Annotated in this window: 14 protein-coding genes and 1 tRNA gene; 6 read left to right on the plus strand and 9 right to left on the minus strand. The window is 71.7% G+C overall.

Going from position 1 to position 14,672, the window contains the following annotated elements:
- Positions 1–6: 6 nt before the first annotated feature.
- The 4 genes from ACF1GV_RS14620 to ACF1GV_RS14635 form a co-directional block, all read right to left on the minus strand.
- Positions 7–492 (minus strand): copper chaperone PCu(A)C, encoded by a 486-nt coding sequence (locus ACF1GV_RS14620; RefSeq protein ID WP_391680289.1) that lies wholly within the window; start codon positions 490–492, stop codon positions 7–9.
- Positions 489–1,142, minus strand: coding sequence for an SCO family protein (locus ACF1GV_RS14625; RefSeq protein WP_391680290.1), 654 nt, complete (start codon positions 1,140–1,142; stop codon positions 489–491). Before ACF1GV_RS14625 ends, ACF1GV_RS14620 begins: the two co-directional genes overlap by 4 nt.
- 83 nt (positions 1,143–1,225) lie before the next feature.
- Positions 1,226–1,966, minus strand: a complete 741-nt coding sequence (locus ACF1GV_RS14630; protein WP_391680292.1) for a YcnI family protein — start codon at positions 1,964–1,966, stop codon at positions 1,226–1,228.
- A gap of 145 nt (positions 1,967–2,111) precedes the next feature.
- The gene (locus ACF1GV_RS14635; protein ID WP_391680293.1) at positions 2,112–2,912 is read right to left on the minus strand and encodes a hypothetical protein; all 801 of its coding nucleotides are present in this window, start codon (positions 2,910–2,912) and stop codon (positions 2,112–2,114) included.
- A 204-nt stretch (positions 2,913–3,116) separates the two neighbouring features.
- Between ACF1GV_RS14635 and ACF1GV_RS14640 the strand changes: the two genes are divergently transcribed.
- The gene (locus ACF1GV_RS14640; protein ID WP_391680294.1) at positions 3,117–3,563 is read left to right on the plus strand and encodes an ATP-binding protein; all 447 of its coding nucleotides are present in this window, start codon (positions 3,117–3,119) and stop codon (positions 3,561–3,563) included.
- Between the two features lie 331 nt (positions 3,564–3,894).
- On the opposite strand, the gene ACF1GV_RS14645 is transcribed toward ACF1GV_RS14640, so the two are convergent.
- The gene (locus ACF1GV_RS14645; RefSeq protein WP_391680296.1) at positions 3,895–5,352 is read right to left on the minus strand and encodes an aminopeptidase P family protein; all 1,458 of its coding nucleotides are present in this window, start codon (positions 5,350–5,352) and stop codon (positions 3,895–3,897) included.
- Between the two features lie 87 nt (positions 5,353–5,439).
- A complete protein-coding gene (locus tag ACF1GV_RS14650; protein ID WP_391680297.1) occupies positions 5,440–6,834 on the minus strand; it encodes a PP2C family protein-serine/threonine phosphatase in 1,395 nt (464 codons plus the stop codon).
- 636 nt (positions 6,835–7,470) lie between these two features.
- On the opposite strand from ACF1GV_RS14650, the gene ACF1GV_RS14655 reads away from it, so the two are divergent.
- Both ACF1GV_RS14655 and ACF1GV_RS14660 read left to right on the plus strand, forming a co-directional pair.
- Positions 7,471–8,136 carry a bifunctional DNA primase/polymerase gene (locus tag ACF1GV_RS14655; protein ID WP_391680299.1) on the plus strand — a complete coding sequence of 222 codons (666 nt, stop codon included), beginning with the start codon at positions 7,471–7,473 and terminating at the stop codon, positions 8,134–8,136.
- 56 nt (positions 8,137–8,192) lie between these two features.
- The gene (locus ACF1GV_RS14660) at positions 8,193–8,831 is read left to right on the plus strand and encodes a hypothetical protein (protein WP_391680300.1); all 639 of its coding nucleotides are present in this window, start codon (positions 8,193–8,195) and stop codon (positions 8,829–8,831) included.
- Positions 8,832–9,076: 245 nt separating this feature from the next.
- On the opposite strand, the gene ACF1GV_RS14665 is transcribed toward ACF1GV_RS14660, so the two are convergent.
- From ACF1GV_RS14665 to ACF1GV_RS14675, 3 genes are all read right to left on the minus strand, one after another.
- Positions 9,077–10,042 carry a DUF5926 family protein gene (locus tag ACF1GV_RS14665; RefSeq protein WP_391680302.1) on the minus strand — a complete coding sequence of 322 codons (966 nt, stop codon included), beginning with the start codon at positions 10,040–10,042 and terminating at the stop codon, positions 9,077–9,079.
- Between the two features lie 217 nt (positions 10,043–10,259).
- Positions 10,260–10,898, minus strand: coding sequence for an ATP-binding protein (locus ACF1GV_RS14670; RefSeq protein WP_391680303.1), 639 nt, complete (start codon positions 10,896–10,898; stop codon positions 10,260–10,262).
- 189 nt (positions 10,899–11,087) lie between these two features.
- A complete protein-coding gene (locus ACF1GV_RS14675) occupies positions 11,088–11,915 on the minus strand; it encodes a glycerophosphodiester phosphodiesterase (protein ID WP_391680304.1) in 828 nt (275 codons plus the stop codon).
- Positions 11,916–12,208: 293 nt separating this feature from the next.
- On the opposite strand from ACF1GV_RS14675, the gene ACF1GV_RS14680 reads away from it, so the two are divergent.
- From ACF1GV_RS14680 to ACF1GV_RS14690, 3 genes are all read left to right on the plus strand, one after another.
- Positions 12,209–13,699 (plus strand): S1C family serine protease, encoded by a 1,491-nt coding sequence (locus ACF1GV_RS14680; RefSeq protein ID WP_391680305.1) that lies wholly within the window; start codon positions 12,209–12,211, stop codon positions 13,697–13,699.
- Positions 13,700–13,761: 62 nt separating this feature from the next.
- A tRNA-Ser gene (locus ACF1GV_RS14685) sits at positions 13,762–13,848 on the plus strand.
- A 196-nt stretch (positions 13,849–14,044) separates the two neighbouring features.
- The gene (locus ACF1GV_RS14690) at positions 14,045–14,647 is read left to right on the plus strand and encodes a dihydrofolate reductase family protein (RefSeq protein WP_391680307.1); all 603 of its coding nucleotides are present in this window, start codon (positions 14,045–14,047) and stop codon (positions 14,645–14,647) included.
- Positions 14,648–14,672: the final 25 nt, after the last annotated feature.

A 14,672-nucleotide genomic window follows, 5' to 3' on the forward strand; every position in this document is an offset into this window, starting at 1 on the left:
GCTCCCTCAGTGTCCGGTCGCGGGGTTGTACGTCGCGGCCTTGACCGGCATCCGCACCTCGACGGTGCCGGAGCGGGCGAAGTGCAGCGCGACGGTCACGTTCTCGCCCTGCTTCGGCTTGCGCTTCAGCCGGTCGAACATCAGGTGGTTGCCGCCGCTGGCGAAGACCACCCGGCCGTGCGCCGGGACCGGGAGGGCGGCCACCTCACGCATCGACCCGCCCGCGGTCTCGTGGACGGTGACGCTGCCGGCTATATCGCTGGTGACGGAGGTCAGCTCGTCCTTCGTACCGCCGTCGTTGGCGATGGTCAGAAAGCCGGCCGCCATGTCCGAGACGGGCTGGGGCATGTAGGCGGAGCTGACGGACAGCACGGCCTTCCCGGACCCGGACCCGGCTTCCGCCGCTGACGCGGAGTCCGGTCCGGAGGAGCCGCAGCCGGTCAGGAGCAGGGCGCCGGTCAGCGCGGCGGCACCCGCGGCGCAGGCCCTCACGGGTTCTCTCCCTTGATGATCTTGGGCAGGTCCTTGGTGTAGTCGTCGACGGTGGTGTCCTCGCCGTAGTACAGATAGCCGCGGTCGGTCTTCGGGGAGAAGGCGAAGACCTGGGTGCCGTGCACCGAGACGAGCTTGCCGTTCTTGTCCTTCTTCGTCGGCTCGATGGAGATGCCGAGGGTGCGGGCGCCCGCCTGGACGGTGGCGAAGTTCCCGCTCAGGCCGACGAACTGGCTGTCGATGCCGTTCAGCCATTTGCCCAGCTCGGACGGGGTGTCACGGCCGGGGTCCGTGGTGACGAACACGACCCGCAGCTTGTCCTGCTCGGCCCTGGGCAGCTGCTTCTTGGCGACGGCGATGTTGTTCATCGTCAGCGGGCACACGTCCGGGCAGTGCGTGTAGCCGAAGTAGATCAGCGTCGGCCGGCCCGCGGTCTCCTTGCGGAGGTCGTACGTCTTGCCGTGGGTGTCGGTCAGGACCAGGTCCGGCTTCTCGAACGGCTGGTCGAGGACGGTGCCTGCCTTGCCCGAGCCGGACTCCTCGGAGACGACGGAGACGGGACCGGAGCTGTCGTCACCGCCGCCGCAGGCGGTCAGGGTCAGTGCGGCGGCGGCGAGGAGGGCGGCCGCCGCGAAGGTCTTGGTGCGCATGGAGAGGGATCCCAAAAGGTCGATCACCGGGCGCGCGCGGGAGCCGCGGTACGGCTCCCGCGCACGCCACGGACGGGCGGAGGTCAGGCGGTGGTGCGGCGGCGGCCGGCGAACACGCCGTACGCCACACCCGCCGCGCCGACGACGATGCCCACGATGCCCAGCACGCGGGCGGTGGTGTCGGTGTCGTGGCCGTCGGACGCCTGTGTCCCGGCGGCGGTCTTCTCGGCGCTCGAGGCGCTGTCGTCAGAGGCGTTGGAGGCACCGGACGTGCCGTGGTGGTCGTCCGAAGCGGCGGACAGCGTGAGGACCGGGGCGGGGTTCTCGGGCTCGGCCCCGCCGTCCTGCGGTACCTCGATCCAGCGCACGACCTCCTTGTTGGAGTACGTCTGGATCGCCTTGAAGACGAGCTTGTCGGTGTCCTCGGGCAGTTGGCCGACGGAGAGGGGGAACTTCTGGAAGTAGCCCGGCTTGATGCCCTCGCCCTCGGCGGTCCAGGTGACCTTGGAGACCGCCTCGTTGATCTTCTCGCCGTGCATCGTGAGCGGCTTGGCCAGCTTCGCCTTGGTGACGTCGATCTTCCAGCCCGGGATCGCCTGCGGCGCCACCGAGGCCAGCGGGTGGTCGGCGGGCAGGTTGACCTCGACCTTGGTGGTCGAGGCGTTGTCCCGCTCGTTGGGCACCTTGAAGTCGACGACGGCGTAGCCGCCCTTGGCGGCGGCGCCCTCGGGCTGCACGGAGACATGCGCGAAGGCCGGCGTCGACAGGGCGGTCAGACCGGCCACGGCGAGAACGACGGGGACGGCTGCACGGGAAACCTTCATGGAAGGATGCACTCCACTTCGAGTGAGTCCGGTGGATCGAAGGACCGACCGGTGATGAAGAGGGATACGCACGCGCACGCGTGCGTGTTGCGCCGCACGACGGCGCCGGCCTCTCGTGGTCTCGTGGAGTGGCGGTCGCGTCGCGTTAGGCGGCGAGGGCGAACCCGGTGGCCGGCGGGCCACGCCGGATCACCGAGTGCTGGAGTGCCGTGGTGTGCGGGGCCGGCGGCGCGAACAGCGCGGTGCGCGCCGGACGCGGACCTGTGGCGGGCGCCGTCGGCAGCCCGGCGAGCAGGGCGCGCACCAGCGCGAGCGCCGCGCGCAGCGACCGGACGAGCGCCCCTTCCGCGACCTCGTGCGCCGACAGCGCGGCCAGTTCCATGATCCGCAGCAGGGCGGTGTCGCCGCGGCGCAGCAGCCAGCCCGCGGCGAGCGCCGCGAGGACGTGCCCGAGCAGCATCGGCAGCGACGGCAGCAGGGCGGCGGGGGAGTCCGCGGCGGTGGACAGGGCGTCGGCCGGATGATGCGCCGGAGTGCCCTGGACGCGCGCGGTCGCGAGGATCCGCTGGGCCTGGAGGGGGCTGAGCGGGGCCGCCCCGGCGCCGCACACCAGCCGCGCGGCCTGCGCCACCACGGAGGCGTCCGAGGCCGTCGGGGTGGTCGTGGCCGTGTGCTGGCCCAGCCCGAACAGCGTGTGCAGCACGGTCTGCCCGGCTGCGAGCAGCGCGGCGATGCCCCACAGGGAACGCTCCCGGCCGGCCAGTGCCGCCGCGACGAGGAACACCCCGAGGAACCCCGCGCCCAGCGTCCACAGCGGGACCGTGGCGCAGGACGCGAGCGCGTGCCCACCGGCGGCCAGCACGACGCAGACCGCGGCGAACACCGCGGCCCGCAGAAGCCGGACGTCACGTCCGGCGCGCACTGAGCGCGGGTGGAGGGCAGTCATGGCGGGCCCCATCATCGCACTGCCCTTACCGCCGCCATACGGCAGGTCCGCAAGATGCCGAATGCGCACTCGGGTCCCACATACACCGATTGCCGTCGTCTGCGCATCGCCCATATGGGCGGCATCACGTCAATTCCTGGCGTACTTCCCGGCCGGGGCGGCAATACGTAACGGTATGTCGAGCCGCGGCCAGGAGGCTGGAGCATGAGCATCTGGTGGTCACTCCATCTGCGGCGCGAAGCTGCCAGCGTCCCCCTGGCCCGGCGCCTGCTGCTCGGCGCGATGGAGACGGCGGGCGTCGACCCCGACATCTCCTACGACCTGTCCGTGGCCCTGAGCGAGGCCTGCGCCAACGCCGTCGAGCACGGCGGGCACCGAGGCCGTGGCGCCTCCTCGGAGGCCTACCGCGTCACCGCCTACCTCGACGGAGAGATGTGCCGCATCGAGGTCGCCGACGCCGGGCCGGGCTTCACCGCCGCCGACCGGCCCCGCCCCGCGCACGACGACGCCGAGAGCGGCCGCGGCCTGTTCCTCATCCGCGAACTCGCCGACCACGTCCACGTCGGCAACAAGCCCGGCCGCGGCGGCGCGGTGGTGAGCTTCGACAAGATCCTGAAATGGCGCCGGGACCCGGCACTGCTCACCGTGTGACGGCCCCGGACCGAACAGCCCGGCCAAGACGACACCGACCAGGCCCCCCCGGCTGGGACCGCGCCGCCAGGACCGCCCCGGCCGGAACGAGCCCGCCGGGGCGACGCCTCGCGACGAAGCATGTCTCACCTCATGGATGCGGGGACCTGCCGAAAGAGGCCCTTGGCAGAGAGGTGCCCCCCGTGCCCCCGCGGCAGTGCGGACACCCAGGCCAGCGGCTGGCGACCCGCGCCAACCAGCCATTGCGATGCCCCGCCGACGCGAACACGCGCCGGGGCCCATGGCGGTACCGCACCGACCACGGGCCCCGGCATGATCCAAACGAGAGGCCCTAGCCCTTGAGCTGCGCCATCCAGGACTCCACCTCGTCCGAGCGGCGCGGCAGCGCGGCGGAGAGGTTCCGGTTGCCGTCCTCGGTGACCAGGATGTCGTCCTCGATACGGACGCCGATGCCGCGGTACTCCTGAGGCACCGTCAGGTCGTCGGCCTGGAAGTACAGACCCGGCTCGACGGTGAGGACCATGCCGGGCTCCAGCGTGCCGTCGACATAGGCCTCGGTGCGGGCGGCGGCGCAGTCGTGGACGTCCATGCCGAGCATGTGACCTGTGCCGTGCAGGGTCCAGCGGCGCTGCAGGCCGAGCTCCAGCACGCGCTCCACCGGGCCTTCCACCAGACCCCACTCGACGAGCTTCTCGGTGAGCACGCGCTGCGCGGCGTCATGGAAGTCGCGGAACTTGGCGCCCGGCTTGACCGCCGCGATGCCGGCCTCCTGGGCCTCGTACACGGCGTCGTAGATCTTCTTCTGAAGCTCCGAGAAGCGGCCGTCGACCGGCAGCGTGCGGGTGACGTCGGCGGTGTAGTACGTGTGCGTCTCCACACCGGCGTCCAGCAGGAGCAGGTCACCGGAGCGGACCGGGCCGTCGTTGCGCACCCAGTGCAGGGTGCAGGCGTGCGGGCCGGCCGCGGCGATGGTGCCGTAGCCGACGTCGTTGCCCTCGACGCGGGCGCGCAGGAAGAACGTGCCCTCGATGTAGCGCTCGCTGGTGGCCTCCGCCTTGTCGAGGACCTTGACGACGTCCTCGAAGCCGCGGACCGTCGAGTCGACGGCCTTCTGCAGCTCGCCGATCTCGAAGTCGTCCTTGATCAGGCGGGCCTCGGAGAGGAAGACGCGCAGTTCTTCGTCGCGCTCGGCGGTGACCTTGTCGGTCAGCGCCTCCTCGATGCCGGCGTCGTGGCCGCGGACGACGCGGACCGGGCCGGTGGCCTCGCGCAGCGCGTCGGCCAGCTCGCGGACGTCGGCGACCGGGATGCCGTACAGCTTCTCGGACTCGGTCAGGGAGTGGCGGCGGCCGACCCACAGCTCGCCCTGGCCGGAGAGCCAGAACTCGCCGTTCTCGCGGTCGGAGCGGGGCAGCAGGTAGAGCGTCGCCTCGTGGCCCTCACCGCGGGGCTCCAGGACCAGGACGCCGTCCTCGGTCTGGTTGCCGGTGAGGTAGGCGTACTCGACGGACGCGCGGAAGGGGTAGTCCGTGTCGTTGGAGCGGACCTTCAGGTTGCCCGCGGGGACGACGAGGCGCTCGCCGGGGAAACGGGCGGACAGCTTCGCGCGGCGCGCGGCGGTCTCGGCGGCCTGGGCGATCGGCCGCAGGTCGTGCAGCTCGGTGTCGGCCCAGCCGGTCTTCATGTTCTCGGCCAGCTCGTCGGAGACGCCCGGGTAGAGGCCGTTCTTCCGCTGCTTGATCGGCTCGTCGGTCTCCGGGGTCTCCGGAAGCTCCTCCGCCACGGTCATCCTCCTTGGGTACGGCACTGGACCCCCACCATCGTACGGTCGAGAAGAAGGGGGCCCAGGGTGCTATGACCCATTACACGAGATGACCTACTCGAAACGAGCCGCCAGCAGGACCACGTCCTCCTCCGAATCGACCGCGTCCAGCCCGTCCGGCAGGACGGTCCGCAGCACGTGGTCCACGAGCGCGTCCGGATCGTGCCGCAGCGAGCGCGGGACCCCGGCGGCCGCCGCGTGCAGCCGGGCGAAGGCACGGTCGACCGGGTCGCCGGTACGGTGCAGCAGACCGTCGGTGTAGAGCAGCACCGTCTCTCCGGGCTCGGTCTGCAGCTCCACGCTGGGCGCCTCCCAGCAGGCGAGCATGCCGAGCGGCGCGGAGACGGACGTCTCGGCGAACTCGGTGCGCCGCTGGCCGACCAGCAGCGGCGGGCAGTGCCCGGCCCCGGCGAGGGTGATCTTGCGCAGGGCGGGCTCGCAGTACGCGAACAGCGCGGTGGCCGAGCGGGCGGGCTCGGTGAGCCGCAGCAGCAGCTCAAGGTCGGACAGGACGGCGACCGGGTCCTCGCCCTCCATCACGGCGTACGCCCGCAGGGACGCCCGCAGCCGGCCCATCGCGGCGACGGCGCTCGGTCCGGAGCCGGTGACCGTGCCGACCGCGAGACCCAGGGCGGCGTCCGGCAGCGGCAGCGCGTCGTACCAGTCGCCGCCGCCGCGCGGACCGGTGCGGTGCCGGGCGGCGAGCTGGACACCGGCGACGCGGGGGAGCCGGGAGGGCAGCAGTTCCTCGGCGATGGTCGCCATGCACGCGCGCGTGCGCTCCACCTCCAGCAGCCGGGCGAGGTGTTCGGCGGCGTAGCGGGCGTACAGACCGATCAGATGGCGCTGGCGCTCGACCGGCTCGGTCGGCTCGTCGTACAGCCAGACGGCGGCACCGAGGCGGCCGCCGGTGTCGGCGGACAGGGGGAGGGCGTAGCTGGCGGCGTATCCGAGGCGGGCGGCGACCTCGCGGTGGCGGGGGTCGAGACCGTCCCCGGCGAACAGGTCGGGCTCGGTGATCTCGCGGTCGCCGCCGGGCAGTCCGTCGAGGATGCGGCCGAAGGAGGTGGCGCTGCGCGGCACGGTCTCGATGTGGCCGAGATCGGCGCGTCCGAGACCCAGGCCGATGGTGGTGTCGGGGCCCCGCTCGTCGGCCGGTTCGAGGACGACGAGTCCGCGCCGGGCGCCGACCAGAGCGGCTCCGGCGCGCAGCAGTTCCTGCAGGGCGTCGTTCAGGTTGTCCGTGCGGGCCAGGCGCTCGGTGAGTTCGTGCAGGGTCGTGAGATCCGAGACCCAGCCGGCGAGCCGGTCCTGCAGCAGGGCGCCGGGGGGGTGCGGCACAGGCACCGGTGCGGTGCCCGCGGCGGCGGGCGCGCATGCGGAAGTGTGCGCGGGGGCGGGAACCGCTGCATCGATTCCAGCCACTTTCTGAGGATGAGGGGCGTTCATGGCAGCCGGCTTTCCGACCGGTGCGTACTGCTGAAAAGCATCGCAAACCCCCATGTCTTCTGCGCCGCTAGCAGTGTCTCCACATGTACACGCACTCGTGAGGGGATGTCCAGCATTGTCCTGCCGGGATTCCTGGTGTCCTTGGTGTTCAGGGGCTTTGCGGGGCTCCTGTCGGTAACCCCTTGCGTAATAGAGAAGTTGGCTGAAAACTGCCTTAGGTATCGGTTGATTGCGGTCGACTGGGCCTGCTCCACGGAGCGTCACAGCGGTCGCGATGGGTACGTACTCGGTATGGGCCGGGGTGGTGGGGGCCACCCGGAACCTGGTGTCCGGACCGGGCGTCTTAGCCACCGACGACCCAGCCCCATCCTCCCGTGGCGGAGGCGAAGCGAAAGACGCGAGACGGCAAACGCCATACTTCGCCACCCCACGCCACGCCCATGCTTGTGCTGAACGCGGTATGGACGTCAGCGGCCGCACGAAAGCCGCCGAAGCTCGGCCCAGAGGGGTTCCCCGCGCGTCAGGCCGGGGTGTGATGCGCCAGCAGATACGCGATACGCACAGTGCAGAGATCGACACATGGTGTGACAAGGTCCTCGGTGTTGCCAGGCGTGCAACGGAAAGGAACGAGCGCTCATGCGCGAGATCCCCGGAAGGCGACGCAGGCTCCTGTCCCGGCAAAAGGGCGGGAGGTCTGAGTTGATCGGCGCGGCCCTGACGTTCGCCACCCAGTGGGGGTGGCCCGTGCTGCCCGGTGTGGCGGCCGACCCCGAGGGGCGCTCCCGCTGCGCCTGCCCCGACCCGGAGTGCACGGTGCCCGGCGCCCACCCCTTCGACCCCGGCCTGCTCGCGGCCACCACCGACGAGCGCATGGTGCGCTGGTGGTGGACCAACCGGCCGACCGCGCCGATCGTCCTCGCCACCGGCGGCAGCGCGCCCTGCGCGGTGAGCCTGCCCGCCCTGCCGGCCGCCCGCGCGCTCGCCGCGCTCGACCGCGACGGCATGCGCCTGGGCCCGGTGGTCGCCTCCGACACCCGCTGGTCGATCCTCGTCCGCCCTTACTCCATGGAACAGTTGGGCGACCTGCTGTACGCCAAGGACTTCGTGCCCGGCTCGCTGCGCTTCCACGGTGAGGGCGGCTACATCACCCTGCCGCCCTCCGAGACCGGCCGCGGCCCCGTCCGCTGGGAGCGCGCCCCGCTGCCCGGCTCGGCTTCCCCCTGGGTGCCGGACGTCGAGGCCGTGGTGGACGCGGTGGTCGACGCCCTCACTCGTACGGGTGTGAGCGCGCCCGAGTTGTAGGGGTGTCGGACGCGACCGGATCCGTGCGCCCGCCCGGTGTCGTTATCGTCCCTTTCATGAACCTCCGCCTTGCAGCCCTCGCGGGCGTCGTGGTGTGTGCGGTCGCCCTGCCGCTGGCCGTGGCGTCCGCGGGCGGCGTGGGCGACGCGGACCACTCGGTCGTACGGTCTCCGTCGTACGCCGGTGCCACCTACGACGACGAGAAAGCGACCGGTGCCCGTGCCGTCGGCGGTGCCGGCTCCTCCGCTCGGGCCGGCTCCTCCGCTCACGGCGGCGTCGGCGCCGCCGAGCGGCAGTCGCCTCCCGCCACGCCCGCCCGGTCCCCGCTCCTGCTGGGCCTCGGGCTGGCGACTGCCGCCCGCTGCGGCCCCGAGGTCACCTCTCCCGACGGCATCGAGGCCCAGACCTGTGTGCTGACACAGGGTGCGCAGACCTGGGCGCGCACCTACTACCGCAACACCACCGGCCGGGCGCTGGAGTCGGTGCTGAGCCTGATGGGGCCCGGCGGCCGCACGCTGCAACTGCGCTGCCCGGTGGGCGCCGAGGACGAGCCGGGAACCTGCGAGACGCCCCGGGAGCCGACCCGCGCCGCCCCGGACGCCTACACGGCGATCGCGGAATTCGCTCGCGCGGGGGGAGGCGGGTCGCTGCTGCTGCGGACCGGGAGCAACTCACCCCAGGAAACGGGGAGTTGAGGACCGACGCCGGACGGTGCACGGCGTCGCGTATGAAAAGACCCGGTTGCTGGCGACGGGGGATGCACCAGCAACCGGGCTACTCAGACCGTAACAAGAGATCGGCTCCAAGCAAATTCGATCTCGCGTTTCCCTGGCGTATTCGGACACGCGCCGATGGGCTGCGACCGGGCCAATCGGACATCCGTAAGACCCCGCCGCCCCCGCACGCTGTGACGGCTGTCACCCCTGCCGGGGTGAAGGCGTCAACTGAGTGTGACCTGCCGGTTGGTGAGCCCGCCGCGGGCCCGGCGCTCCTGCGCGGTCAGCGGCTCCTGCACCGCCAGCGCCTCGGCCAGGCGCTCGGCGAACTCGGCGGCCGGCTTCTCCACGTCCGCCGCGGTGACCGACGACGGCAGGTCCCACACCGGCACGGTCAGACCGTGGGCGCGGAAGGAACCGACCAGACGCGTGCCCTCACCGAGGCTGGAACCGCCCTCCGCGTGCAGCCGCGCCAGCGCGTCCAGAAGCCGCTCCTCGGGGTGCGGCATGACCCAGCGCAGGTGGTTCTTGTCCGGGGTCTCGCACCAGTACGCCGCGTCCACACCGGTCAGCCGCACGGTCGGGATCGCCGCGGCGTTCGCCCGCTCCAGCGAGGCGGCGACCTCCGGCGTGGCGTTCTCCGCGTCCGGCACCCAGAACTCGAAGCCGCTGTGCACCACCGGCTCGAACGTGCCGTTCGCGTCGAGCACGTCCTGCAGCCGCGGTCCGTCGGCCGGGGCGCGGCGGCCCTGCACCGGCGTGCCCGGCTCCGCCTGAAGGGCGCGCAGCAGCGTGTCGGCCAGATCGCGGCTGATGTCACCGGACGCCGTCTCGTTCTGCAGGCCGAGCAGGACCGACCCGTCGTCGCGGCGCAGCGCGGGCCAGGCCATCGGCAGCACGGTGGCCAGCGTGACCGACGGGACACCCTCGGGCAGGGCGTCCTTCAGCGGCAGCCGGACGGTGGCCGCCGGGACCAGTTCACGCAGCGCCACCCAGTCGCACTCGCCGGGCAGCCCTTCGAACGGGCGCTGCACCAGCTCGGTCACCGCATGCGCGGCGGCCCGGCCGTGGCAGGCCTTGTAGCGCCGGCCGCTGCCGCAGGGGCAGGGCTCGCGGGCGCCGACAACCGGGATCTCTCCGTCGCTCAGCTGAGGGCTCGCGGCCTTCGTCTGGGGTCGCTTCTTGGCCATGATGGGTGTCTCCCGGATACGGCTCGTCTGGTACGGCGCGAGCCTAGCCGTTCACACCATGACCGGCGCCGACCTGTGGACAACGCGGCGCGCGCGGACCTGTGGACAACGCGATGCGCGGTCGGGGACGCGCGGTCGGGGATGACTCCGACTCCGCGGGCGACGCAGGCACCCAAAGTCGTCGTATCTCAGCCGAGGTCGTCGAAGGCGTCCGCTCTCAGCCGAGGTCGTCAAAGGCGTCCGCGAAGTTGAGATCGGCCATCGCCGCCACCGGCGGGGCGGCCACGCGCGTGGCGAAGTCCTCGCGGCGGCGCCCGGCGTCCGGGTCGTACACGTCGTCGTGGACGACGACCCACACCGTGACCTCGCCGCGTACGCCGTCACGCACGCCCCAGTCGTCGGCGAGCGCGGTGATGATGTTCAGGCCGCGGCCGCCGTGCGCGGTCACCGAGGGCGTGGCCGGGGCCGGACGGGTCGGCCCGCCGCCGTCGGTCACCTCGACCAGGAGCCGCCCGCTCGGGTCCACCCGCCACGCGGCCCGCACATCACCGTCGCCGGCGAGCGCGTCACCCAGGGGGCGGCCGTGTTTGCACGCATTGCTCAAAAGTTCCGAAAGGATCAGTACGGCATCGTCGATGACCGATTCCGCCACACCGCTGCTCCGCAACTGGTCACGCATCCGGTGCCGCGCCTTGCCCACGCCCGCAGGGCCATGGGGTACGGCCATGCTCGACGACGTGGGCACCTCCTGTGCCACCACCAACGCCACCCCCGAGACCTCCTTCGCCCCACGCCACGGTGTGTTTGCCCCATTGGCCTGTACCGGAAACCGGCCAATCATCGTCCATGGACGCATTCACCACCGTCGAACACGAACCGAACGCGCCGGAGCACTCCCCGTAGTCAAGTGGCTGGATTACTTCGGTGTGGCCGAGAGGTGAGGATGGGCCAGGAAACGCATGAGGGTCAAGAGGCAGGTGTGCCGCTGTGACAGCCGTCAAATAGGGGAGCGCCGTCGAATAAGGCCGTCCAACAGGGCGAGGGATCAACGTCCCAGTTGGTCCAGCACCGCGCGTGGGCGGTTGGTGATGATGGCGTCCACACCGAGGCGGGTGCACAGCTCCACATCCTCCGGCTCGTTGACCGTCCACACGTGCACCTGCCGGCCGGCCTGCTTCCACCGCTCCACGTACCCGGGATGAGCACGCAGGATCCGGATCGAGGGGCCGGCGATCCCCACGCCCGCCGGCAGCCGCCCGTCGCGCAACCGCGGTGAGACGAACTGCATCAGGTACACCGTCGGCAGCGTCGGCGACGCGGCACGCACGCGGTGCAGCGAACGCGCCGAGAAGCTCATCACCCGTACCCGCGACTCCTCGGGCGAGGCCGGTCCGTCCAGGCCGAACCGCTTGAGCAGGTGCAACAGCCGCTCCTCGACCTGTCCGGCCCAGCGGGTGGGGTGCTTGGTCTCGATGGCCAGTTCCACACGCCGCCCGGCGTCGGCGACGAGTTCCAGCAGCCGCTCGAGGGTCAGTACGGACGTCGCCTCGCGGTCTTCCGGCCGGAACTCCCAGTCCGGCTCCTCGTCCCGCCCGCGCCAGGCGTCGCGCGTCTTCCAGGAGCCGAAGTCCAGCGCGGCAAGGTCGGCGAGCTCCAGGGCGGAGACCGCGCCGCGGCCGTTGGACGTACGGTTGACGCGGCGGTCGTGCACACAGACGAGGTGCCCGTCGGCGGTCAGGCGGACGTCGCACTCGAGGGCGTCCGCGCCGTCCTCGATGGCCTTGCGGTAGGCGGCGAGCGTGTGTTCCGGCGCGTCCTCGGAAGCCCCGCGGTGGGCGACGACTTGGATGGGGTGCGGTCGTGCGTGGGTCACCGCGTCATGGTGCCACCGGGACGGGGTAGGCGGGGGACCGCGGGCGCGATGAAAGCACGGTAAGCGTATCGGTGATACACGCCATTAGTCCGACACGTCCTATATAAAGGGTGGTCAAAGGGTTACCGGGAACCCACAGCCACCGCTTACGGCCCCCTGACGGCTCGTGGGAAAAGCTGACGGCATACAAATGCACATGCACACGCACAGCCCTCCGCGTGTGCCCGAAGCCTGTGACGCGTGACCTGTGACCCGTGACCGACAACGACAGCCGTGGATCGAGGAGAAGAGCTGTGAGCACCGAGAACGAGGGCACTGAGGTACCCCCGGCCCCGTCTGCACCTCCCGTGCCGGTGGAATCTCCCGCAGCCTCCGCCCAGCCGCCCGCCCCGGCGAACCCGGTCCCGGCGCGCCCGGAGCAGCCGCCGGCGGGCACCGTCGCGTCGCCCGACCAGCCCGCGGCGCACGCCCCCCAGGCGGCACAGGTGGCGGCCCCCGCCGATGCCGCGCCGCACCCGGGCACCACCGCCTCCGCCCCGGAGGCCGGCTGGCCGCCCCCGCCCCCCGCCACCCCGGCGTACGCCGCCGGCGGCAGCGGCGGCGGTGACGCGGCGGCCGGGCACGGCTGGGGTGCGCCGTACCCGCCGCAGCCCGCCCCGAAGCAGAAGTCCGGCCGCGGCGGCCTGCTCGCCGCGATCCTGGTGGCCGCCCTGGTCGCAGGCGGCCTGGGCGGCGGCCTCGGCTACACGCTGGCCAAGGACAACGACAGCACGGGCTCCACCACGGTCTCCGCGGCCACCAGCGGCGGCGACGTCAAGCGTGACCCCGGCACGGTCGCGGGAGTGGCCGCCAAGGCGCTGCCGAGCACCGTCACCATCCAGGCCGAGTCCACCAACGGCGAGGGCGGCACCGGCACCGGGTTCGTCTTCGACACCCAAGGCCACATCGTCACCAACAACCACGTCGTGGCCGACGCCGTGAACGGCGGCAAGCTGACGGCGACCTTCCCGAACGGCAAGAAGTACGACGCCGAGGTGGTGGGCCACGCGCAGGGCTACGACGTCGCCGTCATCAAGCTCAAGAACGCGCCGTCGGACCTCAAGCCGCTCCCGCTGGGCAACTCCGACCAGGTCGCGGTCGGCGACGCGACGATCGCGATCGGCGCGCCCTTCGGCCTGTCCAACACGGTGACGACCGGCATCATCAGCGCGAAGAACCGCCCGGTGGCCTCCAGTGACGGTTCCGGCAGCCAGGCGTCGTACATGAGCGCCCTGCAGACGGACGCCTCGATCAACCCGGGCAACTCCGGCGGCCCGCTGCTGGACGCGGGCGGCAACGTCATCGGCATCAACTCCGCGATCCAGTCCACCGGCAGCGGCGGCCTCGGCGGCACCGGCCAGTCCGGCTCGATCGGCCTGGGCTTCGCCATCCCGATCAACCAGGCGAAGTACGTCGCACAGCAGCTGATCAAGACGGGCAAGCCGGTATACGCCAAGATCGGCGCGTCGGTCTCGCTGGAGGAGTCCAGCGGCGGCGCGACGATCACCTCGCAGGGAGCCGGCGGTTCCACGTCGGTGGAGCCGGGCGGTCCCGCCGCCAAGGCCGGCCTCAAGGCGGGTGACGTGATCACCAAGCTGGACGACCACGTGATCGACTCCGGGCCCACCCTGATCGGCGAGATCTGGACCCACCAGCCCGGCGACAAGGTGACGATCACCTACGAGCGCGACGGCAAGTCCCACACGGTCGAGCTGACCCTGGGCTCCCGCGTCGGCGACAGTTGACCCGCCCACGACGCCTGCCGACCCGTTAGTCTTGTCCCGCGCCGCCCCACCAGGCGGCGCGGGGAGGCGTGCCCGAGCGGCCTAAGGGAACGGTCTTGAAAACCGTCGTGGCAGCGATGTCACCGTGGGTTCAAATCCCACCGCCTCCGCGCGAGCAGCGCTGAGAACGGCCCCTGACCGGTTGAACGGCCAGGGGCCGTTGTGCTGTGCGGTAGCGGCTGCGCCGGGCCCTGTGTGATGTCACCGGGCCGTGCGATGATCGCCGTGCGATCGGGGGGCCGCGAACTGTGCACGAAGGCGGTCGCTTCGAGCCGCACATCGCAGCCGATCGACGAAAGGCCATCCGTGCGCAGGCTCGTCTACTACATCGCCACCACGCTCGACGGCTTCATCGCCGGGCCGGACGGCGCCGATCCCTCCGGCCCGAACGGCTTCTGGCCGATTGCCGACGACTACCTCGAGCATCTCGTGACGGAGTACCCGGAGACTCTGCCCGCTCAGGCCCGGGCAGCGCTGTCCGTCACGGCCGAAGGGACGCGCTTCGACACCGTCCTCGAAGGACGGCGGTCCTACGAGATCGGCCTCGCCGCCGGGATCACCGATGCCTTCCCTCATCTGCGTCATCTCGTCTTCTCGCGCACCCTGTCCGAGAGCCCGGACCCCGCCGTCGAAGTGGTGGCCGGCGATCCGGTGGCGAAGGTGCGGGAACTGAAGCAGGAGGACGGCAAGGACCTCTGGCTGATCGGCGGCGGGGAACTGGCCGATGCCCTGTACTCCGAGATCGATCAGCTGATCCTGAAGATGGCACCGCTGACCATCAGCGCCGGGATACCGCTGTTCTCCGGGAAGGCCACGTTCGACCCGCGTCGCTGGGAACTGTCGGACCACACCGTCCTGAAGAGCGGAGCGCTGTTTCTCACCTACACGCGCGTCACCGACCGGGCGTGAGCCTGCCCACCGGCTGCACAACGGT

It is taken from the genome of Streptomyces sp. NPDC014006 (assembly GCF_043088925.1).
Classification (GTDB): Bacteria; Actinomycetota; Actinomycetes; order Streptomycetales; family Streptomycetaceae; genus Streptomyces.

Bases quoted from the DNA above. Each gene is read 5' to 3' on its own strand.
- ACF1GV_RS14625 (WP_391680290.1), bottom strand. From the start codon at position 1,142: ATGCGCACCAAGACCTTCGCGGCGGCCGCCCTCCTCGCCGCCGCCGCA.
- ACF1GV_RS14630 (WP_391680292.1), bottom strand. From the start codon at position 1,966: ATGAAGGTTTCCCGTGCAGCCGTCCCCGTCGTTCTCGCCGTGGCCGGT.
- ACF1GV_RS14635 (WP_391680293.1), bottom strand. From the start codon at position 2,912: ATGACTGCCCTCCACCCGCGCTCAGTGCGCGCCGGACGTGACGTCCGG.
- ACF1GV_RS14640 (WP_391680294.1), top strand. From the start codon at position 3,117: ATGAGCATCTGGTGGTCACTCCATCTGCGGCGCGAAGCTGCCAGCGTC.
- ACF1GV_RS14645 (WP_391680296.1), bottom strand. From the start codon at position 5,352: ATGACCGTGGCGGAGGAGCTTCCGGAGACCCCGGAGACCGACGAGCCG.
- ACF1GV_RS14650 (WP_391680297.1), bottom strand. From the start codon at position 6,834: ATGAACGCCCCTCATCCTCAGAAAGTGGCTGGAATCGATGCAGCGGTT.
- ACF1GV_RS14655 (WP_391680299.1), top strand. From the start codon at position 7,471: ATGCGCGAGATCCCCGGAAGGCGACGCAGGCTCCTGTCCCGGCAAAAG.
- ACF1GV_RS14660 (WP_391680300.1), top strand. From the start codon at position 8,193: ATGAACCTCCGCCTTGCAGCCCTCGCGGGCGTCGTGGTGTGTGCGGTC.
- ACF1GV_RS14665 (WP_391680302.1), bottom strand. From the start codon at position 10,042: ATGGCCAAGAAGCGACCCCAGACGAAGGCCGCGAGCCCTCAGCTGAGC.
- ACF1GV_RS14670 (WP_391680303.1), bottom strand. From the start codon at position 10,898: ATGCGTCCATGGACGATGATTGGCCGGTTTCCGGTACAGGCCAATGGG.